This is a genomic window from Streptomyces sp. NPDC032940 (assembly GCF_040636935.1).
Taxonomy (GTDB): Bacteria; Actinomycetota; Actinomycetes; order Streptomycetales; family Streptomycetaceae; genus Streptomyces.
Genome location: NZ_JBEZVJ010000027.1, coordinates 32,877 through 54,183 on the forward strand (window position 1 = coordinate 32,877; position 21,307 = coordinate 54,183).

Here is a 21,307-nt window from a genome sequence, read left to right on the forward strand (position 1 = left end):
GTTCAACACCCGTGGCACTTTCCCAAGTCACTTGAGGGAAGTCATTGCTGGCCAGGGACTTCGGGAGATAGCTTCGCCCTGCACCACTGCGTCATGTACCTGCCCGAGCACCACCTGTGTCTCGGGCCGGTCTCGTTTCCGGATGATGTGGAGACCCCATGATTCATCTGCCTTCCAGACGGCGGCCCGCTCCCGCCGTACCGGTCGTGCTGTCACCGACCGCGTCGCCCGGCCTCCCGTCGGGGCCCGCGGGGCCGGGGACGCGCTGCGCGCGGTGAAGCGTCCCGCTCCGCTCGTCCCTCCCTTCTCTCTCATGAACTGGAGACCTCGCACATGACAGCGCCTCACTCCCGTCACCGCCGCGCCGTCGCGATCCCGGCCGGCATGGCCCTGGCCACGGCCCTCGCCTTCCTGCCCAACATCCAGGCGTCCGCGGCCGAGGCCGCCCCGGTCGCCGCCGCCGACGCCGGCTCGCTCAGCTACGTCGTCAACGTCCAGCCGGGACACGGCCCTTCGGCGCAGGTGAAGCGGGCGATAGCCAAGGCCGGCGGCACGATCGTGACGTCGTACGACCGGATCGGCGTGATCATCGTCCACTCGGCGAACCCGGACTTCGCGAAGACCGTGCGCTCGGTGCGCGGCGTGCAGTCGGCCGGCGCGACGCGCACCGCGCCGCTGCCCTCGGCGGCGACGACCGACCTCGGCGCGCCGAAGGTGCTCACCGCGCAGGAGGCCGCCGCCGCGGAGGCGGCCGAGGGACAGGACCCGCTGGAGCCCCTCCAGTGGGACCTGCCGGCCATCAAGGCGGACAAGGCGCACGAGAAGTCGCTGGGCAGCAGCGAGGTGACCGTCGCGGTCATCGACACCGGCGTCGACGACACGCACCCGGACATCGCGCCGAACTTCGACCGGCGGGCCTCGGTCAACTGTGTGGCGGGCAAGCCGGACACCACCGACGGCGCCTGGCGGCCGAGCGCGGCGGAGAGCCCGCACGGCACGCACGTGGCCGGGGAGATCGCCGCCGCGAAGAACGGCGTCGGCATGACCGGCGTGGCGCCGGGCGTGAAGGTCGCGGGCATCAAGGTGTCCAACCCGGACGGCTTCTTCTACACCGAGGCCGTGGTCTGCGGCTTCATGTGGGCGGCCGAGCACGGCGTCGACGTGACCAACAACAGCTATTACACCGACCCGTGGTACTTCAACTGCAAGAACGACCCGGACCAGAAGGCGCTGGTCGAGGCCGTCTCGCGGGCCTCGCGTTACGCGGAGAAGAAGGGCGCGGTCAACGTCGCCGCGGCCGGCAACGAGAACTACGACCTCGCCTCCGACGAGATCCTCGACCCGACCTCTCCCAACGACTCCACGCCCGGTGACCGGGTGATCGACCCGTCGGAGTGCTACGACATCCCGACCCAGCTGCCGGGTGTCGTCACGGTCGCGGCGACCGGCGCCAAGGGTCTGAAGTCGTCCTTCTCCAACCACGGCCTGGGCGTCATCGACATCGCCGCGCCCGGCGGCGACTCGACGGCCTACCAGACCCCGGCGCCGCCGGCGACCAGCGGTCTGATCCTGGGCACGCTGCCCGGCGGCAAGTGGGGCTACATGGCCGGTACGTCGATGGCGTCGCCGCACGTCGCCGGTGTGGCCGCGCTGATCAAGTCGACGCACCCGCACGCCACCCCGGCGATGGTCAAGGCGCTGCTGTACGCGCAGGCCGACGCCACGCCGTGCACCAAGCCGTACGACATCGACGGTGACGGCAAGGTGGACGCGGTGTGCGAGGGGTCGAAGAACCGCAACGGCTTCTACGGCTGGGGCATGGCCGACGCGCTGGACGCGGTGCGCCGGTAGGCCGGTAGGCCGCTGGACGCGGGTGGCGGGGGCGGTGCCGTGGTGGCCGCCCCCGTCCGCCTTCCCGCGGCCGGTCGTTTTCCGGAACTTGCCCGGAACTGGGGACTTGGTGAAGATCCTGCGGTGACCTCCATACGTCCCCCGTCCCGGGCCACCCACGCCCGGCGTCCTTCGCGGCCCTCCGGTACCGGCCGGACCGTGGCCGTCCTCGTGCTGATGGCGCTCGGCGCGCTGATACCCCTGCTCGGCCCCACCCCCGCGCTGCACGGCACGGGTGAGGCCGAGGCGCCGGGCACCGGCGGCATCGCCCTGCTGCGCACGGTGCTGTTCGCCGCGTTGAGCGTTCCGCTCGGGGAACTCCTCGTGCACCGGCTCGCCCGGTCGCTGCCCGGCGCTCCCCCGGACCGGCCCCGCAGTTGGTCGGCGTACGCGGCGGCGGCCGGTCTCGTCGCCGCACTGGGGCTGGCCTCGGTGGTGGCCACGGGCAATCTGGTGCCGGGCTCGGCCGCCGACATCGACGTCGGCGGTCTCTACGAGTCCCGGGACGGCAGGCTCGCGCTCCTGGAGGTCAACGGGTTCCTCGCGGCCTGGCTGTGCGCCACCTCCCGCCGGCCGGCACTCCAGGTCTGGCCGCTGGCCGCGGTGATCGTCGCGGACGCGCTGCGGGCGCACCCCACGACCGAGTACAGCCCGCTGATCGGCTCCGGACTGACCCTCGTCCATCTGACCTGCGCCTCGCTGTGGGTGGGCGGCCTGCTGTACGCGCTGCGGGTCCTGCGACACTGGCGGGACGCGGAGGCGGGGCCCGCGCTGCTGGGTCTCTACGCGCGCGTGGCGGCCGTTCTGCTGGCCGCCCTCACGGCGACGGGGCTGTGCAGTTCGCTGCGCCGGATGCCGGCGGACACGATCCTGGAGCAGTTGACGGACACCGCGTACGGCAGGGTGCTGCTGGCCAAGGTGATCCTTGTGGCGGCCGTCGCCGCCCTCGCCCTGTGGGCCCGGGTGCGGCTGCGCCGCGCCGCCGACCCGCTGTCGGCCTGCTTCCCCGCGCGCGGGGAGGTCGTCGCCCTGGGTGTGGTGGTCGCGGTGTCGGGGCTGCTGACGGCGCTTCCGGTGCCGATCCGCTGGTGAGACCGGGCCGGTGGAGCCCTCGCCGCGCGTGGGCTGCGTCACACGCGGGGGACGCCGTCCGGGGTGCCGTGGGCGTGGCGCCGGTGCCTGCCGGCCGCCGGGGGCGGTCGAGGCCGGGGCAACGCTCGCCCGGCCGAGGGGACTTGACGGGGCGACGGCGCGCGGGGCGCGGCGGGGTACCTGCGGGACGGGACTGTCGGTCGTGGCCCGTATCCTCATGGACCATGCTCGAAGACCGCACGACCGCAGCGTCGTCCGCCACCGCCTGGCCGGCCGCGTATCCGCAGGGGTACGCGGTCGTCGACGTCGAGACCACCGGCCTGGCCCGCGACGACCGCATCATCTCGGCGGCCGTCTACCGGCTGGACGCGCGCGGAGAGGTCGAGGACCACTGGTACACGCTGGTCAATCCGGAGCGGGACCCGGGCCCGGTGTGGATACACGGGCTGACGAGCGAGGTGCTGGAGGGGGCGCCCCTGTTCCGGGACGTCGCCCAGGAGTTCGCGGCCCGGCTCGACGGGCGGGTGCTCGTCGCGCACAACGCCGTCTTCGACTGGCAGATGATCGCCCGGGAGTACGCGCGTGCCGAGGGCGCGGCCCCGGTGCGTCAACGGCTGTGCACCATCGCGCTCTCCAAGGAGCTGGCGCTGCCGCTGCCCAATCACAAGCTGGAGTCGCTGGCCGCGCACTTCGGCGTGGTGCAGCAGCGGGCGCACCACGCGCTGGACGACGCGCGCGTGCTGGCGGAGGCGTTCCGGCCGTGCCTGCGGGCCGCGGCGGCGGGCGGACTGCGGCTGCCGCTGCACGAGTGCCGCCCGCTGACGGAGTGGTCGGACCGCCCCGCGCCCCGCATCGGCCGGCAGGCGGGCTACGGCGGCTCCCGGGGGACCAGTTGGCGCCCCAGCCGCAGAAGGCCTGCGTGCCCCTATCCCAACCCGGGCCGGTACGAAGAGGGCAAACGCCTCAAGCAGGGCATGCGGGTCGCCTTCTCGGGTGACACCTCGATCGAGCGGGACCTGCTGGAGGACCGCGCGACCGAGGCCGGGCTGCACGTCGCCACCAGCCTGTCCCGGCTGACCAGCCTGCTGGTCACCAACGACCCGGACTCGGGCACCTCGAAGGTGGTCAAGGCCCGGCAGTACGGCACGCCGGTGGTGGACGAGGCGGCCTTCGGCCAGCTGCTGCGGGACGTGGAGCCGGCGGACGGGTGAGCCGCGCGTGAGCCGTACGGACGGGTGATTGCCGGGCGACTCGCCCGGCGCCCGCTCGCCCGGACCGCGGCGACGGCTCACCCTGTGGCGCATGGCCACATGCGAAGTCTGCGGCAACAACTACGGAATGACCTTCGAGGTCCACGCGCAGGGGGCGGTGCACGTCTTCGACTGCTTCTCCTGCGCGATCCACCGGATGGCCCCCATCTGCGAGCACTGCCGGGTGCAGATCATCGGCCAGGGCGTCGAGGTCGAGGGCCACTGGTACTGCGGCGCCCACTGCGCCCGCGCGGAGGGGAGGGCGGGCATCGTCGACAAGGTCTGAGACCGGACCCGCTCCCGGCGGCGCGGGGCCGCGGTCCTCGTCCGGCCCCACCGGCGAGGGCCGCATTCGGGCAAGGTACCGTCGATGCGTGTACCGCTTCCTGTTGTCCCGCCAGTGGGTGATCCTCACGCTGGTGGCCCTGCTGCTCATCCCGACGATGATCAAGCTGGGCTTCTGGCAGATGCACCGCTACGAGGAGCGCACCGCCCGGAACGACCTCGTCGCCGAGGCGCTCGGCGCGAAGCCGGTGCCCGTGGAGTCGCTGACCGCGCCAGGGAAGACGATCACCACGCGCGAGCGGTACCGCACGGTGACCGCGAAGGGCCGCTTCGACACGGACGACGAGGTCGTCGTCCGCCGGCGCACCAACGCCCAGGACAAGATCGGCTACCACGTCCTGACCCCGTTCGTCCTCGACGACGGCAAGGTCCTGCTCGTCAACCGGGGCTGGATCCCCGCGGACGGCCCCAGCCAGACCGAGTTCCCCGAGGTGCCCGCACCGCCCCGCGGCGAGATCACCGTCACCGGGCGGATGATGCCCGACGAGACGACCGCCGCGAGCGGCATCAAGGACCTCCAGGGCCTGCCCGACCGGCAGATCATGCTCATCGACAGCGAGCAGGAGGCCGCCCGCCTGGGCGCCCCGGTGCTCGGCGGATACGTCGTCCTGACGGCGCCCGAGGCCGAGGGCGGCGTCCCTGAGCCCATCGGCAAGCCCGGCAACGAGGACGCCGCGCTGAACTTCGCCTACGCCATCCAGTGGTGGCTGTTCTCCGCGGCCGTCCCGGTCGGCTGGTGGATCCTCGTCCGACGCGAGAAGCGTGACCGGGAGAACACCGGCGACGTGGAGACCGCGGAGGCGGAACCCGCCACCGTGTAGCGCGGCACCGCCCGGGCAGACGGACCCCGTGCACCCCCGTATCGAGGACTACGCGCTCATCGGCGACCAGCAGACCGCGGCCCTGGTCTCCACGGACGGCTCCGTGGACTGGCTGTGTCTGCCCCGCTTCGACTCCGCCGCCTGCTTCGCCAGACTGCTCGGCGACGAGGACAACGGCCACTGGCGCATCGCCCCCGTGGGTGCCGGGCGCTGCACCCGGCGCGCCTACCGCCCCGACACCCTCGTCCTGGACACCGAGTGGGAGACGGACGACGGCGCCGTCCGGGTCACCGACTTCATGCCCCAGCGCGACCGCGCCCCCGACCTGGTGCGCGTCGTGGAGGGCCTGCGCGGCGAGGTCACCGTGCACAGCGTGCTGCGGCTGCGCTTCGACTACGGCTCGGTCGTGCCGTGGGTGCGCCGGACCGACGGACACCGGGTGGCCGTCGCGGGGCCGGACTCCGCGTGGCTGCGCAGCGAGCCGGAGGTGCGCAGCTGGGGGCAGGACTTCGGGACCCACGCCGAGTTCACGGTCGCCGAGGGCGAGAAGGTCGCGTTCGTGCTCACCTGGCATCCCTCGCACGAGCCGCGCCCGCCCCTGATCGACCCGTACGAGTCGCTGGAGCACAGCGTCGAGGACTGGCGCGCCTGGGCCGCCCACTGCCGCTACGACGGCCCGCACCGGGACGCCGTGGTCCGTTCCCTGATCACGCTGAAGGCGCTCACCTACCGGCCGACCGGCGGCATCGTTGCCGCCGCCACCACCTCGCTGCCGGAGGAACCGGGCGGGGTGCGCAACTGGGACTACCGCTTCTGCTGGCTGCGCGACTCCACGCTCACCCTGGGCGCCCTGCTGTCGGCGGGGTATCTGGAGGAGGCCGAGGCCTGGCGCGACTGGCTGCTGCGCGCGGTCGCGGGAAACCCGGCCGACCTGCAGATCATGTACGGCCTGGCGGGCGAGCGCCGGCTGCCGGAGTCCGAACTGCCGTGGCTGTCGGGCTTCGCCGGGGCGACGCCCGTGCGGATCGGCAACGACGCCGTGAACCAGCTCCAGCTGGACGTGTACGGCGAGGTCATGGACTCCCTGTCGCTGGCCCGGCTCGCGGGCATGCACCCGCGGCCCCAGGTGTGGGAGCTCCAGTGCGCGCTGATGGACTTCCTGACCACGGTGTGGCGGCAGCCGGACGAAGGACTGTGGGAGGTGCGCGGCGGGCGCCGGCAGTTCGTGCACTCGAAGGTGATGACCTGGGTGGCCGCCGACCGGGCGGTGCGCACCCTGGAGGCGCACCCGGAGCTGGGCGGCGACCTGGACGGCTGGCGCGCGCTGCGCGAGGAGGTGCACCGGGAGGTGTGCGAGAAGGGCTACGACCCGGAGCGCGGCACCTTCACCCAGTCCTACGGCTCGGCGGAGCTGGACGCCGCGCTGCTCCTCCTCCCCCGGGTGGGCTTCCTGCCCGCGGACGATCCGCGCGTCGTCGGAACGGTCGACGCGATCGGCAAGGAACTGACCCGGGACGGCCTGGTGCGCCGCTACAGCACCGAGGGCCCGCCCGTGGACGGACTGCCGGGCGGCGAGGGCACGTTCCTGGTGTGCTCCTTCTGGTACGCCGACGCGCTGCACGCCACCGGCCGGACCGACGAGGCCCGGAGGCTGTTCGAGCGGCTGGTCGGGCTCGCCAACGACGTGGGGCTGCTGGCCGAGGAGTACGACCCGGTGGCGGGCCGCCAGCTGGGGAACTTCCCGCAGGCGTTCAGCCACATCGGCCTGGTGAACACCGCCCTCGCCCTGTTCGGGCAGGACGAGGCAGGATAGGGCCATGGATCTTGGACTGAAGGACCGGGTGTACGTCGTCACCGGAGCCACCCGTGGCCTGGGCCACGCCGCCGCGCGCGAGCTGGTCGCCGACGGCGCGAAGGTGGTCGTGACGGGGCGGGACGGGCAGAAGGCCGCGGACGCCGCGTCCGCGCTGGGACCGGACGCGGTGGGCGTGGCCGCCGACAACGCCGACCCCGAGGCCGCCGCACGGCTGGTCGCGACCGCCCGTGAGCGGTTCGGGCGCTTCGACGGCGTGCTGATCAGTGTGGGCGGACCGCCGCCCGGCTTCGTCGCCGACACCACCGACGAGCAGTGGCAGGCCGCCTTCGAGTCGGTGTTCCTCGGGGCGGTGCGGCTGGCCCGCACGGCCGCCGCCGAGCTGGACGACGGCGGCGTCATCGGCTTCGTACTGTCGGGTTCCGTGCACGAGCCGATCCCGGGCCTGACCATCTCCAACGGCCTGCGCCCGGGGCTGGCGGGCTTCGCCAAGTCCCTCGCCGACGAGCTGGGCCCGCGCGGCATCCGCGTCGTCGGGCTGCTGCCGGGCCGCATCGACACCGACCGGGTGCGCGAGCTGGACGCCCTGTCCGCCGACCCGGAGGCGACCAGGGCGGCGAGCGAGTCCCGCGTCCCGCTGCGCCGTTACGGCGCCCCGGAGGAGTTCGGCCGCGCGGCGGCGTTCCTGCTGTCGCCTGCGGCCTCGTACGTCACGGGCGTGATGCTGCCGGTGGACGGCGGCAGCCGGCACGGGTTCTAGGCGGCGGGCGGAGGCCGCTGTACCGGCGCGTGGTCGGTGCCGGTGCCCGGGCGGGGGCGGTCAGCTGACCCGTTCCGCGTGGTGCTTGACGCCGTGGAGGCGTACCTCCGCCGGGAGGGTGGCGAGGCCCGCCGAGTCCCGGGCGTGGGTGAGGGCGCGCGCGGTCAGGTCGTCCAGCGCGGTTCCGGGGTCCACGTGCGGGGCGAGCAGCAGCCGGACCCGGGCCCTCGGGGCGTCGCGCCGTCCGGTGAGCCGGACCTTGGCCCGCTCGACGCCGTCCACCCGGTCCGTCTCCTGGGTGAGGACGCCCTCCAGGGCCCGGCCGCGCAGCACCGCGCCCTCGCCGTCGCCGGTGTCGACGAGGACCTCGGAGAGCCGGCGGCGGCGCAGCACGGCGACGAGCCACCACAGGGCGAGCAGCAGCAGGACGGCGAGCGCGGCGATGACGACCGGCCACCACCAGCCGGCGTCCCGCCAGCGGGTCCGCTCGGCCTGACCGAGCAGCACGTCGTGCGGCCCCTGGTGCACCCACCAGGACGGCGGCGTGACGTCGAACGACACCGCGAGCACGGCCCCGCCCACGGCGATCAGCACCAGGCCCACGAGTCCCAGCAGCACCCGGTCGACGGTCCTGAGCACGGATCTCACCCCTTCCGTCCGGGCCGCGCCACCCGGACCGACACGGCGGGCGGCCGGGCGAGCCCCAGCCCGCGCACCGTGTCGTCGAGCACGCCGTCCAGGTCGGCTCGTACGTCGTCCAGTTCCCGGAAGTGTGCGAGCGCGCGCACCTTGGCCTTCCTGCGGCGCATCTTCACGCGCGCCGACTGCACGCCGGCGACCTCCACGGCCCGGTCGCGCAGCACCGCCGCGGCGGCGTCCCGGTGCAGTCCCGCGCGGACGTCCTGGTGGGTGCGCCGCATCGGCAGCACCTTGCGCAGGCCGGGCGTGACCGCCAGCACGAGCAGCCACAGCCCGAGGGCGGCGGCGACTCCGGCGCCGACCCGCACCCAGATGTCGTCGAGGGGCCGTTCGGCGAGCTGCTGGGCCAGATCCCGGCGCCAGCCGAGGGCGGAGCGGCCGGCGCGGACGGCGACGACGTCGTAGAGGAAGGCACCGGAGACGATCAGGAGCAGCAGGGCGACAATGCCCGCGGGGACACGGCGCGGGGACCAGAAGCGGCCGCGCGGTCCGCGCTCGCCCTCGGCCGGGGGCGGCGCCTGCGGCCCGGCGCCGCCCGCCTGATCGCCCGTCTTCTCCATGACGGGCAGGCGCTGCGTGCTGCCCTCGGAACCCTGGGGTTCGCTCATCGCGTCCTCCGCTGTCGCGCGCCGTACTCCGCCGCCAGATGCAGCCGCTCCACCTGGACGCCGACCTCCGGCACCGCCATTCCCGCCAACCCTCGTACCCGCTGGACGACTTGATGGCGCACCTGGCCGCAGCGGGCGCCGATGTCGCACGGGTAGTCGAGTTCGACGTGGACGCGGACGCGGGCGATGTCGTGGTGGACGACGACGGTGGCGTGCGGGCGTTCGGCGTCCGGATGGAGCACGCCGACCGCCTCGCGCGCCGCCTGGGCGGCGATCTTGGCGACGACCCGGTCGGCGATCCGCGTGGCCCCGCGTTCGCCCGCGGGAACCGGCGTCAGGGCTTCGCGGACCTCACCGGCCCCCTCGCTCACGCCGGTCACCGCCGTCGGTCGTCACGCGCGCGGAACAGGTCGCCGAGGTCCATGTCCCCCTCCAGGAACCGGCCGGCGACGAACCCGACGGCGCCCAGGGCCGCCACCAACAGGAAGGCTCCGAAACCCCCGAAGTACCCGGCGAATCCCAGCGCCATCCCGGCGATCATGCCGATCACCGCCATGCTCATGGTGCGCTCCCCTCAGTCCGTCGTCCCCGTCACCTGATCCGCGGCTCGGCCGGCTCCTCGTCCTCCTCGTCCGGCAGCTTGACGTCGCTGACCGCGATGTTGACCTCGACGACCTCGAGGCCGGTCATCCGCTCCACCGCCGCCACCACGTTCTCCCGTACGTCCCGGGCCACATCGCTGATCGACACGCCGTACTCGACGACGATCTCCAGATCGAGGGCGGTCTGCTTCTCGCCGACCTCGGCCTTCACCCCGCGTGTCACCGACTTGGACCCGCCGGGCACCCGGTCCCGCACGGCGCCGAAGGTGCGGGCCATGCCGCTGCCCAGGGCGTGCACACCCGCGACATCGCGTGCCGCCATTCCGGTGATCTTCTCCACGACGCCGTCGGCGATCGTGGTCCGGCCGCGGGTGCCGGGGTCGCCGCCGCCGCGCCGGACCGCCTGCGTCCTACCGGTGTCCGGCGTGTCCTTCTCCGTCAAGTCGCTCATGTCCGCACATCCCTTCGGTCGGCGTTCTTTCCCACCGTAAGCACGGTGACGCGATCGCGCGCCGGGGATGCGGCAGGCTGAAGGAATGACAACGCCTGATCGGTGGACGCGGACGGTACGGGAGCAGCTGGGGCTCGGCAGGCTGCTGCCCCTGGGCGGGCCGCGGGACGGAGCGTGGGTCGCCGAGTGCGCGGCACGGGAGGCGCTGCTGGCCGCGGTGCGGGACGTGCCGGGTGTGCGGCCCGGACGGCTGCGCATCGCCCTCGCCGACCCGCAGGAGACGTCGGAGCCGGTGGTACCGGCGCCGCCGAGCGGGCTGCCGCCCGGTCCGCTGCGGGTGACGGCCGACTTCGCGGCGTCGGCGGCGGAACCGCTGCCCGTGGCGGCCGAACGGCTGCGCACGGCGCTGGCCGAGGCGGCGACGCGGCGGATCGGTCTGGCGGTGACGGAAGTGGACCTGCGGGCGACGGACCTGCTCGAGGCGGCACCGGAGCCGGACCCCGGACCGGGGGCGGAGCAGGGCCCTGCGGGCGCGGACGCCCCCGTGGCCGACGTCGAGGCGGACGGCACCGACGAGGGCCGTGCGGCGGGCGCCGCGCTCGCGGTCCCCGGCGTGAGAGGGCTGAGCCGCACGCTGGGCCGTCCGGTGCACATCACGCGGCGGGACGCCGGGCGGGAGGCGGCCCTACCGCACCGCCACGTCCGGCTGGAACTGGCGGTCGACGCGGACCGCACGACCGCGGAGGTGGCCCGGCAGGTCAGGGCGGCGGTGGCCGGGACCCTGCCGGACCGCCCCACGGTGGCGGTCCTGGTGACGGCGATCGGCTGAAGGCCCGGCGGTGCCGCGCGGGGCGCACCGACGGGCCGGCTGCCGTGGGCCGGGCGCGGCGGACCGTTCCCCTGCGGGCCGGGTGGGCCGTCCCGCTGCGGGCCCGGGGGGCCGTTCCGCTGCGGGCCCGGGGTGCTGTTCCCTGCCGGGTAGCGCGGCCGTGCGGGGCGGCGGGGTGGTGCGGGGCGGCGGGGCCGGGGCCGTGACCCCGGTGAACCGTGCGGCGTCCCGTCGCCCGGGGCGACGGAAGGCCGTCCGGGGCGACGGACGGTCGACCGGGGCGACGGAAAGCCGTCCGGGGCGACGGAAGGTCGTTCGGGGCGGCCGCCGGAGGCTCAGTCTCCGAGGCCGGCGAGGTCGCGCAGGCGGCGGCCCTGGGCGGCGCGTTCCGCGACGCGCTGTGCCTCGTAGTCGCGGCTCTGGGCGCCCTGGAGCAGCGCCTTGGTCTCGACGACCGCGTCTCGCGGCGCGGACAGGATCGCGGACACCAGGTCGTGCACGGCGCCGTCGAGCTGGTCGCCGGGCACGGCGAGGTTGGCGAGGCCGGTGGTGACGGCCTCCTCGGCCGTGACGAAGCGCCCGGTCGCACAGATCTCCAGCGCGCGGGCGTACCCGACGAGGGACACCAGGGGGTGCGTGCCCGTCAGGTCCGGCACGAGGCCGAGGCTGGTCTCGCGCATGGCGAACTGCACGTCGTCCGCGACGACCCGCAGGTCACAGGCGAGGGCCAGCTGGAATCCGGCCCCGATGGCGTGCCCCTGCACGGCGGCGACGGACAGGATGTCGCTGCGCCGCCACCAGGTGAACGCCTCCTGGTACTCGGCGATGGTCCCGTCCAGCTCGGCGTCACCGCCCCGGGCGAGGTCGATGAACGACGGTTCGCCGTCGAAGCCCTCCGGGGTGAACGCCTGCCGGTCGAGGCCGGCCGAGAAGGACTTGCCCTCGGCGCGCAGCACGACGACCCGGACGGATCCCGGCAGCAGCCGGCCGGCCTCGGTGAGCGCCCGCCACAGAGCGGGGCTCTGCGCGTTGCGCTTGGCGGGGTTGGTCAGCGTCACCGTGGCGATGGCGTCGTCGACGGTGAGCCGCACGCCGTCCTTGTCCAGTACGGGACCGAGGTCGTGGGCGGGCGAAGCCATGGGGTGCCTCCGAAAGGTGCGGTCGTCGTCCCTGCCGTGCGCCGGCTGCCACGCCGTACCACGACAGAGCTAAGTGACTGCACAGTAACCACCCGGGCGGTCCGATGACCGACCGGGTGACCACCTTCACTTTCGGAGCCAGGGGGTCGCCCGGGGACGGATCAGGCCGATGGTTCGGCCTTCTTGCCCCGGGTCGCCCCGCCACGCCCTCGGAGCGTGACGCCCGACTCGCTGAGCATGCGGTGCACGAAGCCATACGAGCGGCCGGTTTCCTCGGCCAACGCCCGAATGCTCGCACCGGCGTCGTACTTCTTCTTCAGGTCTGCCGCGAGCTTGTCGCGCGCGGCGCCGGTAACCCGGCTGCCCTTCTTCAGAGTCTCGGCCACCCGTGCCTCCTCATGGGAAGTGCGCTCTGGTCTCCTCATGATCACCCCTCATGGGGCTCATGGCCACCCATTCGGCAAGGTCGATGAGACAAGGATGTGACGACAGGAGCGCGTCCCCACATACGGAATGAGGCGTTCCAAAGATTTCCGCGGCTACGACCGAACGGCTTCCCTGGCGAAATCGCAGGTCAGAAAGGCGACGCGGCCGGGGCCTCCACAATGGAGGTCCCGGCCGCGAAATCGATGTAGGACACACCTCGTGATGAGGAGATCTCACACAGATGGTGGATCACGGATCGGCCGAATGATCCATACCCAGTGGATCATCCATTCGGTCAAGCCAGGGCGACGAGGTCCGCGTAATCGGAGCCCCACAGGTCCTCGACGCCGTCCGGGAGCAGGATGATCCGCTCCGGCTGGAGCGCCTCGACGGCGCCCTCGTCGTGGGTGACGAGCACGACGGCGCCCTTGTAGGTGCGCAGCGCGCCGAGGATCTCCTCGCGGCTGGCCGGGTCGAGGTTGTTGGTCGGCTCGTCGAGCAGCAGCACGTTCGCCGAGGACACCACGAGGGTGGCCAGCGCGAGGCGGGTCTTCTCGCCGCCGGAGAGGACACCGGCCGGCTTGTCGACGTCGTCGCCGGAGAACAGGAACGAGCCGAGCACCTTGCGGACTTCCACGAGGTCCATGTCGGGCGCGGCGGAGCGCATGTTCTCCAGGACGGTGCGGTCGGGGTCGAGGGTCTCGTGCTCCTGCGCGTAGTAGCCGAGCTTGAGGCCGTGGCCCTCGCGGACCTCGCCGGTGTCGGGCTTCTCCACTCCGCCGAGCAGACGCAGCAGGGTCGTCTTGCCGGCGCCGTTGAGGCCGAGGATGACGACGCGGGAGCCCTTGTCGATGGCCAGGTCGACGTCGGTGAAGATCTCCAGGGAGCCGTACGACTTGGACAGGCCCTCGGCGGTCAGCGGGGTCTTGCCGCAGGGCGCGGGATCCGGGAAGCGGAGCTTGGCGACCTTGTCCGACTGGCGGACGGCCTCCAGGCCGGAGAGCAGCTTGTCGGCGCGGCGGGCCATGTTCTGCGCGGCGACCGTCTTGGTGGCCTTGGCGCGCATCTTGTCGGCCTGCGAGTGCAGGGCGGCGGCCTTCTTCTCGGCGTTGGCGCGCTCGCGCTTGCGGCGCTTCTCGTCGGCCTCGCGCTGCTGCTGGTAGAGCTTCCAGCCCATGTTGTAGACGTCGATCTGGGCGCGGTTGGCGTCCAGGTAGAAGACCTTGTTGACGACCGTCTCGACCAGGTCGACGTCGTGGGAGATCACGATGAAGCCGCCGCGGTAGGTCTTCAGGTAGTCGCGCAGCCACACGATCGAGTCGGCGTCGAGGTGGTTGGTCGGCTCGTCGAGCAGCAGGGTGTCCGCGTCGGAGAACAGGATGCGGGCCAGTTCGACGCGGCGGCGCTGACCGCCGGAGAGCGTGTGCAGGGGCTGTCCGAGCACGCGGTCGGGCAGGTTGAGCGCGGCGGCGATGGTGGCGGCCTCGGCCTCGGCGGCGTATCCGCCCTTGGTGAGGAACTCCGTCTCCTGGCGCTCGTACTGCCTCAGCGCCTTCTCCCGGGTGGCGCCCTGGCCGTTCGCGATGCGCTGCTCGTTCTCGCGCATCTTGCGGATCAGGGTGTCCAGGCCGCGGGCGGACAGGATGCGGTCGCGGGCCAGCACGTCGAGGTCGCCGGTGCGCGGGTCCTGCGGGAGGTAGCCGACCTCGCCGGAGCGGGTGACGGTGCCGCCGGCGGGGATGCCCTCGCCGGCCAGGACCTTGGTGAGGGTGGTCTTGCCGGCGCCGTTGCGGCCGACCAGGCCGATGCGGTCGCCCTTGGCGACGCGGAAGGTGGCGCTCTCGATGAGGACGCGGGCACCGGCGCGCAGCTCGATGCCGGAGGCGGAGATCACGGTCAGACTCCAGGGCGGGTGGTTGACGGGATGGGCGGCTGAGGACGTTTCCCGCCGTCTAATGCGCGAGGAGAATGGCCATGGGGCCAGTCTAACGGGGCCGTGCAACCACTTTTTCCGGGCGCCGGTCGGACGGATCTGCCGACGCCGGGCCGAGAGCGTCCCGCGGCCGGTCCGCGCGGCTTCCCGGCCGGCGGTCCCCGCGGCTCCCTGCCTGCGGTCCCCGCGGTCGCCCGTTCGGTGCTCCCCTGTTCGGAGGCGTGGGCCGGGGGCGCTGTCGGTGCGCGGTGCAAGACTGGGCGACGGGCCGGATACCGGGACGTTCCGGCATCCGGTCCCCCGCACCGGCTCACAAGGGAGTGATCGGCATGGCAGGCATGGACGGCGGCCGCCCGAGCGTCTACCCGACGCTGCTGTACGCGGACGCCAAGGCGGCGGTCCGCCAGCTCACACAGGCCTTCGGCTTCAGGGAACTGGCCGTGTACGAGGGCGAGGACGGCACGGTCGCGCACGCCGAGCTGGCCCAGGGCAACGGCGCGGTGATGCTCGGCTCCAAGGGCACGGGCAGCCGCTTCGACCAGGCGATGAAGAACGCCGGCACGACCGGGGTGTACGTCGTGGTGGACGACGTCGACGCCCACCACCGGCGGGCCGTGGAGCACGGCGCGGAGATCCTGATGCCCCCGACGGACCAGGACTACGGCTCGCGGGACTACATGGCCCGGGACCTCGAGGGCAACATCTGGAGCTTCGGGACCTACGCCCCCGAGATCCGGGGCTGACGCCCGCCGGGGGCGCGTTCAGCTGCCCCCCGTGTGCACCTGGAAGGCGGCCCGGCGTACGGCCTTGGCCAGGGCCGGGTCGGGGTGGGCGGCGGCGAGGGCGACCAGGACCTGCACGGTGCGCGGGTGCCCGACGGCGCGGACCTCGTCGAGGAGGGCCGGGACGGTGGGCTGCACCGCGGACTCCAGGTGCCGGACGAGCAGCGGGGCCTCGCCGTGGTCGGCGACGGCCGCGGCGGTGTCCACCCACAGCCAGGTGGCCTCCCGGCGGGTGAGGACCTCGTGGGCGTCCTCGGGGTCGGCGCCGTCGTGCTCGGCCAGCCACAGCAGGGCGTACGGGCGCAGCGTGGGCTCGTCGAGCACGGCGCGGACGTCCGGCTCGGCGGGGGCGCCGACGACGCGCAGCGCTTCGAAGGCGAGGCCGCGCAGCAGGGCGTCCTCGCCGCGGGCGGCGCCGAGCAGTTCGGCGACTGCGCTGCCGACGGGGCGGGCGGCGAGCCATGCGCGGTACTCGGCGCGGGCGGCGTTCGGGCGGAGCCGGGCGCAGCCGCGGAGCATGGCCTCGGCCGACTGCTCGATGTTCCCGGCGGGGCTCTGCGCGGCCACGCAGATCTGCTCCAGTTTTACCCAGACCGCCCAGCTGCCCAGCGGGGTCAGCGTGGCGTGGCCGTCGCCGCAGGTGAGGGCGCCGACGGAGGCCAGGGCGTGCAGGGCCCAGTCGAGCAGCGGCGCGAGCGGGGCGTCGGCGGCGCCGCCCGCGGTCTGCTCGGGCTGCGGGGCTTCGGGGGTGCCCGGTTCGAGCCGGGGGCCGTAGGGGACCTCGCAGCGCTCGGTGCGCAGTTCGGTGACGCGCTGCTCCAGCAGGTCCAGGAGCTGGGCGACGGGCACCGGTCCGGCGGACAGCTGGAGGAAGGAGAGCACCTGGGGCATCGCGGAGACGGCCTCGGCGACGGCGGCGGGCTCGTGGCCGTCGGGCTCGGGGTGGGCCAGCGACCAGGCGTCGAAGAGGGCGACCCAGCCGCGCAGGACGGCGCTGTCGTCGCGGTTCCAGGCACGCAGGCGCCAGCCCGGGCGGGCGGTGCCGCCGTGGACCTCGATGAGCCCGGCGAGGCGGGCGGTGTCCCAGTGGGCGCGGACCTCGGCCACGGTCAGGCCCAGCTCGCGGGCCGCGTGTTCGGCGGTCGCGTCGGAGAGGGTGGCCTTGCCGTCGGCGGTCGCGCTGCCGCGGCCGGGGCCGAGGGCGGCGTCGGCCCAGCGGGCGATGCGGGCGGCGTCGGCCAGGCCGGAGCGTGCCATTCGGGCCAGTTCCGACCGGGCCGGTGTGCCCTCGGGGGGGCGCGGTGCGGCGCGGTGCGGGCGGCGCTGGTTCATCGCTCTGGGGGCGGCGGCCAGGGGTCGCGGACGGACGAGTCGAAGCCTGGAGTCGCGCGGGATACGGGACGTCACGGGTGCAGTCTTCCGGTTGACGGTCCGAAAACCCAAACGGAATGCCCGGGGCGGCGCCGGGGACCGCCGGCGCGGGGCCTCGACAGGCGGCCGGGGCGGGAGATCCGGCCATCGGTACGGCCTTGAACGGAACCTGGCCGGTACGCGCTCCGGCGGCTCCCGGCGGGGTCCCGCCGGGAGCCCGCCGTGGTCACACGAGGGGGGTCATGAAGCGGCGCACGGTCTCCTGGTAGGAGTCGGGGTCGGCGTTCCACATGGCGGCGTGCGGGGCGTCGCGGACGGTGTGGAGGGAGACCAGACGCGGGTGGGCGTCGGCGAAGCGGCGGGTGTACGCCCAGGGGGCGACGGTGTCGTCCGGGCCGTGGAAGACGAGGGCCGGCACCGTGAGGGTCTCGCGGACGGCCTGGTCGGCGGTGCCGTCGGCGCCCAGCCCGGCGCGGCCCTGCGCGGCGCGGACCGCGAGCGGCAGCAGCGGGCCGGGGGTGCGGCGGGCGGCGGCCAGGGCGCGCAGGGTGGCCTCCCAGTCGAGCACCGGGGAGTCCAGGACGAGCCCCGCGATGCGGTCGCGGGCGGCGGAGCGCGCGGCGGTGTACAGGGCCATGGTGGCGCCGGTGGACCAGCCGAGCAGGACGATCTGGCGGGCGCCGTGGTCGAGGGCGTAGTGGACGGCGGCGTCCACGTCGCGCCACTCGGTCTCGCCGAAGTGGTGCAGGCCGTCGGGTGAGGGCGGGGCGCCGGCGTCGCCGCGGTAGGCGAGGGCGAGCACCGGGACGTGCCGGCCGTGCAGGGGGGCCATGAGGTTCAGGGCGTGTTCGCGGGTGGCGCCCAGGCCGTGCACGGCGATCACCCAGGTGGGGCGGGCACCCGGCACGAACCAGGCCGGGAGCGGGCCGAGTTCCCCGGGGACGTCGACGTCGGTGTGGTCCAGGCCGAGGGCGGTGCCGGGGGTGCCCACGTACAGGTTGGGGGTGAGCCAGGCCCGGTCGCCGGTCTCGAAGGTGCCGTGGGTGACGCCTTCGAGGCGGCGTACGACGGTGTCGGCGCCGTGCTGGGCGGTGCTCAGGACCGGACCGACGACCGCGTGGGACCCGTCGCCCGCGAGGCCGTAGCGGCCGGGGCGCAGTGCGGCCAGGTCCCGGGTGAGGGTGATCTGTCCGGCGGCGGTCCCGTGCACGGTGAGCCGGGGTTCGGTGGGCAGGGGCCGGCCGGGGGGCGCCTTGAGCGCGGCGTCGCTGGCCAGTCGGCCGGCGGCGACGCTCGCTGCGCCGGCCGCCGCCAGGGCTGCGGTGACTGCGGCGGCCGTTGCTGTGACAGTGCGCATGGGGCCAGTCTCCCGGTGGACTCCGTGGGCGGCCAGCGGACGGACGACACGGAGTGACGACGCCCGGCCGGTCCGAGGGGGTGGGCCGGCTCGCCTGCCGGTACCCCGGAAATCGCTCCGTAAGCCCGGGTCACGCTCCGTGACTGGCCCCGCGTCGCCCGCGCGGACTTCTTCCGTCCGCCGCCGGCTCGCCGTCCCGGGCTCGCGTCGAGGGCGCCGGCCACCACGGACCGCCGCCCCGGCCTGCCGGGCGGAATGCACGGGTCCTGCCGGACGGCCGGTGTCCGGCCTGATCAGCCGGCGGTACCCACCACCCGGCGTACGTCACCCAGCGTCACCACAGCTCGCCGTCACCCCCGTTGGCCGTAGCCGCGCAGGCGTTCCGCCGCCTCCTCCAGCTGGGCCGGGGTCAGCAGGGACGGGGTGTGGCCCGGGACCGCGGCGGCCGTCAGCCACAGGCGGCACATCCACTCCAGCTGGGCGGTGCGGTCGTAGGCCTGGTCGAGGGTGGCGCCGTAGGTGATCGTGCCGTGGTTGCGCAGGAGGCAGCCGGTGCGGTCGGTGAGGGCGGCCAGCATGCCGCGGGCGAGTGCGTCGGTGCCGTAGGCCGCGTACGGGGCGACCCGCACGGGCCCGCCGAGCGCGGCGGCCATGTAGTGGACGGGCGGCAGCTCGGGAACGAGCAGCGAGACCGCCGTCGCGTGCACGGCGTGGGTGTGGACGACGGCCCGGGCGTCGGTCGTGCGGTACACCGCGAGGTGCATGGGCAGCTCGCTGGTGGGGACCAGCGCTCCGAGGACCTGCCGGCCGTCGAGGTCGACGCCGGTCACGTCGCCGGGGGCCAGACGGTCGTAGGGCACACCCGAAGGGGTGACCAGCACCGTGTCGCCGACCCGCACCGAGACATTGCCCGAGGTGCCGACCACCAGCCCGTCGGCGACCGTCCGCCGGGCCGTCGCGACGAGCGCCTCCCATGCCTCCGACTCCTCCGCGGACACCCGTCCGACCCGCGATTGCGTCACAGTCCACGCCTCCCGTCGGGCGTCCGGCACGCCCCTCGCCGCGCCGAGGTCCGGCGTCCCGCGGCGATCCTGCCAGGCATGTCTCCGGAGAGCGCCGACGCGGGCACGCAGCGCAGGCGTTCATGGAGGTCACGACCCCGTTTCCGGTCACCGTCAAGCCCGGTCCAGTTCATCTTCCGTTCACTCTGGTTACCTACGTTCGACGCGCCAATGACCTCGAACGATTGCCTGGGTAAATGGAAAGCTTCTCGCTGATCCTCGCGATTGTGGTGGTGACCGCACTCGCGTTCGATTTCACGAACGGTTTCCACGACACCGCGAACGCGATGGCAACGACCATTTCGACCGGTGCACTCAAACCCAAGGTCGCGGTGGCCATGTCCGCCGTGCTGAACCTTGTGGGCGCCTTCCTCTCGGTGGAGGTCGCCAACACGATCTCCAAGGGTCTCGTGGACGAGACCGGTATCCGTCCCGAGGTCATCTTCGCCGCGTTGGTCGGCGCGATCCTCTGGAACCTGCTGACCTGGCTGGTCGGACTTCCGTCCAGCTCCTCGCACGCCCTCATGGGCGGTCTGATCGGCGCGGCCGTCGCCTCGGCGGGCATCGGCGCCGTCCACGGCGACGTGCTCGTCACCAAGGTGCTCCTGCCGGCCGTCGCCGCCCCGATCGTCGCGGGTGTCGCCGCGATGCTGGCCACCCGGCTGACGTACAGGCTCGGCCGCAAGGCCGACGGCAAGGCCGCGGAGAAGGGCTACCGCGCCGGGCAGATCGCCTCGGCGGGCCTGGTCTCGCTCGCCCACGGCACCAACGACGCCCAGAAGACGATGGGCATCATCACCCTCGCCCTGATCGCCGGCGGCGCCCTCGCCCCCGGCTCGAACCCGCCCGTGTGGGTCATCCTCTCCGCCGGCCTGGCCATCGCGCTCGGCACCTACCTCGGCGGCTGGCGCATCATCCGCACCATGGGCAAGGGCCTGACCGATCTCCAGCCGCAGCAGGGCTTCGCCGCCCAGACCAGCGCCGCCACGGTCATCCTGGCCTCCTCCCACCTCGGCTTCTCCCTCTCCACCACGCACTCGGTCTCCGGCTCGGTCATGGGCGCGGGCCTCGGCCGCAAGGGCGGCGTGGTCCGCTGGTCCACGGCCACCCGGATGTTCGTCGCCTGGGGCCTGACCCTGCCGGCCGCGGCCCTGGTCGCCGCGCTCGCCGAGTGGGTCTGCGGCTTCGGTGACGGGGGCACGGCACTCGTCGCGGTCTTCCTCGTCGCCTCCAGCTTCGCGATCTGGCGGATCTCCCGGCGCGAGGTCGTCGACCACACCAACGTCAACGGCGGCGACGGCGAGCCGGAGCCCGAGCCGGCCGGCGTGGTGACCACGGCGATGGCCGCCGTGACCCCGCCGCCGGCGGGCGTGAGCGAGGAGCTCACCGCCACCGTCGCGGCCCCGGCCGCCACCGCCGACGCCAAGACCCCGTCGGCCGCCACCACCGTCTGAGCCCGCGTCCGGGTACGAAGGAAGAGAACCGCCATGACTATCGACTGGGCAGCCCTCGGCTCCGTCTTCGGGGTCAGTCTCGTGGCCACCGTGGCTCTCGTGGCCCTGTTCACCCTCGGCATCGCCGGTCTCTCCCGCCAGGAGCGGGCCGCCGCCCAGGGCGGTTCCGCGGCCCTCGCGGTCACCGGCGCCTACGCCTGCTTCGCGGCCTGCGCGGCGGCGGTGGCGTACGGGATCTATCTGATCGTCGCCTGATCGCCGGGCGCACACCGTGCGCGGGGCGCGGGACGGATTCCACCGTCCCGCGCCCCGCGCTTTTTTCCGTGCCGGCGCACGCCACCCGTGTGTGGGCCTCCGCACACTCCCCCGCCGCAGGTCAACAGCAAGTTGACGGGTGTTCGCGGGCCGTGGTGGACTTCCGGAGCCATTACGGCGGCAGGAGAGGAAGCCGGTGCGATTCCGGCGCGGTCCCGCCACTGTCACCGGGGCGGTACGCAGGTACCGGCCCGGGAGCCAGGAACTCTCACCGCCGATCTCGTCGAACCAGGGCGTGGACACCCTGAGTGAGGACATATCGCCATGCGCGGCTGCCGTTCCAGGCTCACCGAAGACGCACTTCTGCTG

At 73.9% G+C, this 21,307-nt stretch carries 22 protein-coding genes and 1 riboswitch; of the genes, 11 read left to right on the forward strand and 11 right to left on the reverse strand.

Annotation, left to right across the window (positions count from 1 at the left end; translation table 11 throughout):
• Positions 1–333 precede the first annotated feature (333 nt).
• The 7 genes from AB0E77_RS26800 to AB0E77_RS26830 all read left to right on the forward strand — a co-directional run bounded on the left by AB0E77_RS26800 (position 334) and on the right by AB0E77_RS26830 (position 7,971).
• The gene (locus AB0E77_RS26800; RefSeq protein WP_361575015.1) at positions 334–1,851 is read left to right on the forward strand and encodes a S8 family serine peptidase; all 1,518 of its coding nucleotides are present in this window, start codon (positions 334–336) and stop codon (positions 1,849–1,851) included.
• A 123-nt stretch (positions 1,852–1,974) separates the two neighbouring features.
• Positions 1,975–2,982 carry a CopD family protein gene (locus AB0E77_RS26805; RefSeq protein WP_361575018.1) on the forward strand — a complete coding sequence of 336 codons (1,008 nt, stop codon included), beginning with the start codon at positions 1,975–1,977 and terminating at the stop codon, positions 2,980–2,982.
• A 224-nt stretch (positions 2,983–3,206) separates the two neighbouring features.
• Positions 3,207–4,193 (forward strand): DEDDh family exonuclease, encoded by a 987-nt coding sequence (locus AB0E77_RS26810; RefSeq protein WP_361575021.1) that lies wholly within the window; start codon positions 3,207–3,209, stop codon positions 4,191–4,193.
• 91 nt (positions 4,194–4,284) lie between these two features.
• Positions 4,285–4,518 carry a hypothetical protein gene (locus tag AB0E77_RS26815; protein WP_071528763.1) on the forward strand — a complete coding sequence of 78 codons (234 nt, stop codon included), beginning with the start codon at positions 4,285–4,287 and terminating at the stop codon, positions 4,516–4,518.
• 88 nt (positions 4,519–4,606) lie between these two features.
• Positions 4,607–5,398 carry an SURF1 family protein gene (locus AB0E77_RS26820; RefSeq protein WP_361575024.1) on the forward strand — a complete coding sequence of 264 codons (792 nt, stop codon included), beginning with the start codon at positions 4,607–4,609 and terminating at the stop codon, positions 5,396–5,398.
• 28 nt (positions 5,399–5,426) lie between these two features.
• Positions 5,427–7,211 carry a glycoside hydrolase family 15 protein gene (locus AB0E77_RS26825; protein WP_361575027.1) on the forward strand — a complete coding sequence of 595 codons (1,785 nt, stop codon included), beginning with the start codon at positions 5,427–5,429 and terminating at the stop codon, positions 7,209–7,211.
• Positions 7,212–7,215: 4 nt separating this feature from the next.
• A complete protein-coding gene (locus AB0E77_RS26830) occupies positions 7,216–7,971 on the forward strand; it encodes an SDR family oxidoreductase (RefSeq protein ID WP_361575030.1) in 756 nt (251 codons plus the stop codon).
• A 60-nt stretch (positions 7,972–8,031) separates the two neighbouring features.
• Here AB0E77_RS26830 and amaP read toward each other — a convergent pair whose 3' ends face one another.
• From amaP to AB0E77_RS26855, 5 genes are read right to left on the reverse strand one after another with little or no spacing between them, the layout of a single operon-like run.
• Positions 8,032–8,619 carry an alkaline shock response membrane anchor protein AmaP gene (gene amaP, locus AB0E77_RS26835; protein WP_361575033.1) on the reverse strand — a complete coding sequence of 196 codons (588 nt, stop codon included), beginning with the start codon at positions 8,617–8,619 and terminating at the stop codon, positions 8,032–8,034.
• Complete coding sequence (locus AB0E77_RS26840; protein ID WP_361575036.1) at positions 8,616–9,278, reverse strand: DUF6286 domain-containing protein; 663 nt, start codon at positions 9,276–9,278, stop codon at positions 8,616–8,618. The genes amaP and AB0E77_RS26840 overlap by 4 nt, the downstream gene beginning before the upstream one ends.
• Entirely contained in the window at positions 9,275–9,658 is a 384-nt protein-coding gene (locus tag AB0E77_RS26845; protein WP_361575039.1) for an Asp23/Gls24 family envelope stress response protein, read from the reverse strand. Before AB0E77_RS26845 ends, AB0E77_RS26840 begins: the two co-directional genes overlap by 4 nt.
• Positions 9,655–9,840 (reverse strand): hypothetical protein, encoded by a 186-nt coding sequence (locus AB0E77_RS26850; RefSeq protein WP_361575041.1) that lies wholly within the window; start codon positions 9,838–9,840, stop codon positions 9,655–9,657. The genes AB0E77_RS26845 and AB0E77_RS26850 overlap by 4 nt, the downstream gene beginning before the upstream one ends.
• A gap of 29 nt (positions 9,841–9,869) precedes the next feature.
• Positions 9,870–10,331, reverse strand: coding sequence for an Asp23/Gls24 family envelope stress response protein (locus AB0E77_RS26855; protein WP_361575044.1), 462 nt, complete (start codon positions 10,329–10,331; stop codon positions 9,870–9,872).
• 85 nt (positions 10,332–10,416) lie between these two features.
• On the opposite strand from AB0E77_RS26855, the gene AB0E77_RS26860 reads away from it, so the two are divergent.
• Positions 10,417–11,160, forward strand: a complete 744-nt coding sequence (locus tag AB0E77_RS26860; RefSeq protein ID WP_361575047.1) for a nucleopolyhedrovirus P10 family protein — start codon at positions 10,417–10,419, stop codon at positions 11,158–11,160.
• Positions 11,161–11,495: 335 nt separating this feature from the next.
• Here AB0E77_RS26860 and AB0E77_RS26865 read toward each other — a convergent pair whose 3' ends face one another.
• From AB0E77_RS26865 to AB0E77_RS26875, 3 genes are all read right to left on the reverse strand, one after another.
• Complete coding sequence (locus tag AB0E77_RS26865) at positions 11,496–12,299, reverse strand: enoyl-CoA hydratase/isomerase family protein (RefSeq protein WP_361575050.1); 804 nt, start codon at positions 12,297–12,299, stop codon at positions 11,496–11,498.
• Between the two features lie 161 nt (positions 12,300–12,460).
• The gene (locus AB0E77_RS26870; protein ID WP_361575053.1) at positions 12,461–12,685 is read right to left on the reverse strand and encodes a helix-turn-helix domain-containing protein; all 225 of its coding nucleotides are present in this window, start codon (positions 12,683–12,685) and stop codon (positions 12,461–12,463) included.
• A 335-nt stretch (positions 12,686–13,020) separates the two neighbouring features.
• Positions 13,021–14,619 carry an ABC-F family ATP-binding cassette domain-containing protein gene (locus AB0E77_RS26875; RefSeq protein ID WP_361575056.1) on the reverse strand — a complete coding sequence of 533 codons (1,599 nt, stop codon included), beginning with the start codon at positions 14,617–14,619 and terminating at the stop codon, positions 13,021–13,023.
• 368 nt (positions 14,620–14,987) lie between these two features.
• On the opposite strand from AB0E77_RS26875, the gene AB0E77_RS26880 reads away from it, so the two are divergent.
• Positions 14,988–15,401, forward strand: a complete 414-nt coding sequence (locus AB0E77_RS26880; RefSeq protein WP_361575059.1) for a VOC family protein — start codon at positions 14,988–14,990, stop codon at positions 15,399–15,401.
• 18 nt (positions 15,402–15,419) lie between these two features.
• Here AB0E77_RS26880 and AB0E77_RS26885 read toward each other — a convergent pair whose 3' ends face one another.
• The 3 genes from AB0E77_RS26885 to AB0E77_RS26895 form a co-directional block, all read right to left on the reverse strand.
• Positions 15,420–16,847 (reverse strand): hypothetical protein, encoded by a 1,428-nt coding sequence (locus AB0E77_RS26885; protein ID WP_361575062.1) that lies wholly within the window; start codon positions 16,845–16,847, stop codon positions 15,420–15,422.
• A gap of 190 nt (positions 16,848–17,037) precedes the next feature.
• Complete coding sequence (locus AB0E77_RS26890) at positions 17,038–18,168, reverse strand: alpha/beta fold hydrolase (RefSeq protein ID WP_361575065.1); 1,131 nt, start codon at positions 18,166–18,168, stop codon at positions 17,038–17,040.
• 350 nt (positions 18,169–18,518) lie between these two features.
• Complete coding sequence (locus tag AB0E77_RS26895; protein WP_361575068.1) at positions 18,519–19,190, reverse strand: class II aldolase/adducin family protein; 672 nt, start codon at positions 19,188–19,190, stop codon at positions 18,519–18,521.
• A gap of 236 nt (positions 19,191–19,426) precedes the next feature.
• Here AB0E77_RS26895 and AB0E77_RS26900 point away from each other — a divergent pair, with 236 nt between their 5' ends.
• Positions 19,427–20,683, forward strand: a complete 1,257-nt coding sequence (locus AB0E77_RS26900; RefSeq protein ID WP_361575071.1) for an inorganic phosphate transporter — start codon at positions 19,427–19,429, stop codon at positions 20,681–20,683.
• A 33-nt stretch (positions 20,684–20,716) separates the two neighbouring features.
• A complete protein-coding gene (locus AB0E77_RS26905; RefSeq protein ID WP_361575074.1) occupies positions 20,717–20,938 on the forward strand; it encodes a hypothetical protein in 222 nt (73 codons plus the stop codon).
• A gap of 185 nt (positions 20,939–21,123) precedes the next feature.
• A riboswitch (cobalamin riboswitch) is annotated at positions 21,124–21,206 on the forward strand.
• The last annotated feature ends 101 nt before the right edge of the window (positions 21,207–21,307 follow it).

Excerpts from the sequence above, each read along its gene's own strand:
- AB0E77_RS26865 (WP_361575050.1), bottom strand. The coding sequence starts at position 12,299 with ATGGCTTCGCCCGCCCACGACCTCGGTCCCGTACTGGACAAGGACGGC.
- AB0E77_RS26815 (WP_071528763.1), top strand. The coding sequence starts at position 4,285 with ATGGCCACATGCGAAGTCTGCGGCAACAACTACGGAATGACCTTCGAG.
- AB0E77_RS26855 (WP_361575044.1), bottom strand. The coding sequence starts at position 10,331 with ATGAGCGACTTGACGGAGAAGGACACGCCGGACACCGGTAGGACGCAG.
- AB0E77_RS26890 (WP_361575065.1), bottom strand. The coding sequence starts at position 18,168 with ATGCGCACTGTCACAGCAACGGCCGCCGCAGTCACCGCAGCCCTGGCG.
- AB0E77_RS26800 (WP_361575015.1), top strand. The coding sequence starts at position 334 with ATGACAGCGCCTCACTCCCGTCACCGCCGCGCCGTCGCGATCCCGGCC.
- AB0E77_RS26900 (WP_361575071.1), top strand. The coding sequence starts at position 19,427 with ATGGAAAGCTTCTCGCTGATCCTCGCGATTGTGGTGGTGACCGCACTC.
- AB0E77_RS26880 (WP_361575059.1), top strand. The coding sequence starts at position 14,988 with ATGGCAGGCATGGACGGCGGCCGCCCGAGCGTCTACCCGACGCTGCTG.
- AB0E77_RS26810 (WP_361575021.1), top strand. The coding sequence starts at position 3,207 with ATGCTCGAAGACCGCACGACCGCAGCGTCGTCCGCCACCGCCTGGCCG.
- AB0E77_RS26860 (WP_361575047.1), top strand. The coding sequence starts at position 10,417 with ATGACAACGCCTGATCGGTGGACGCGGACGGTACGGGAGCAGCTGGGG.
- AB0E77_RS26830 (WP_361575030.1), top strand. The coding sequence starts at position 7,216 with ATGGATCTTGGACTGAAGGACCGGGTGTACGTCGTCACCGGAGCCACC.
- AB0E77_RS26850 (WP_361575041.1), bottom strand. The coding sequence starts at position 9,840 with ATGAGCATGGCGGTGATCGGCATGATCGCCGGGATGGCGCTGGGATTC.
- AB0E77_RS26840 (WP_361575036.1), bottom strand. The coding sequence starts at position 9,278 with ATGAGCGAACCCCAGGGTTCCGAGGGCAGCACGCAGCGCCTGCCCGTC.
- AB0E77_RS26905 (WP_361575074.1), top strand. The coding sequence starts at position 20,717 with ATGACTATCGACTGGGCAGCCCTCGGCTCCGTCTTCGGGGTCAGTCTC.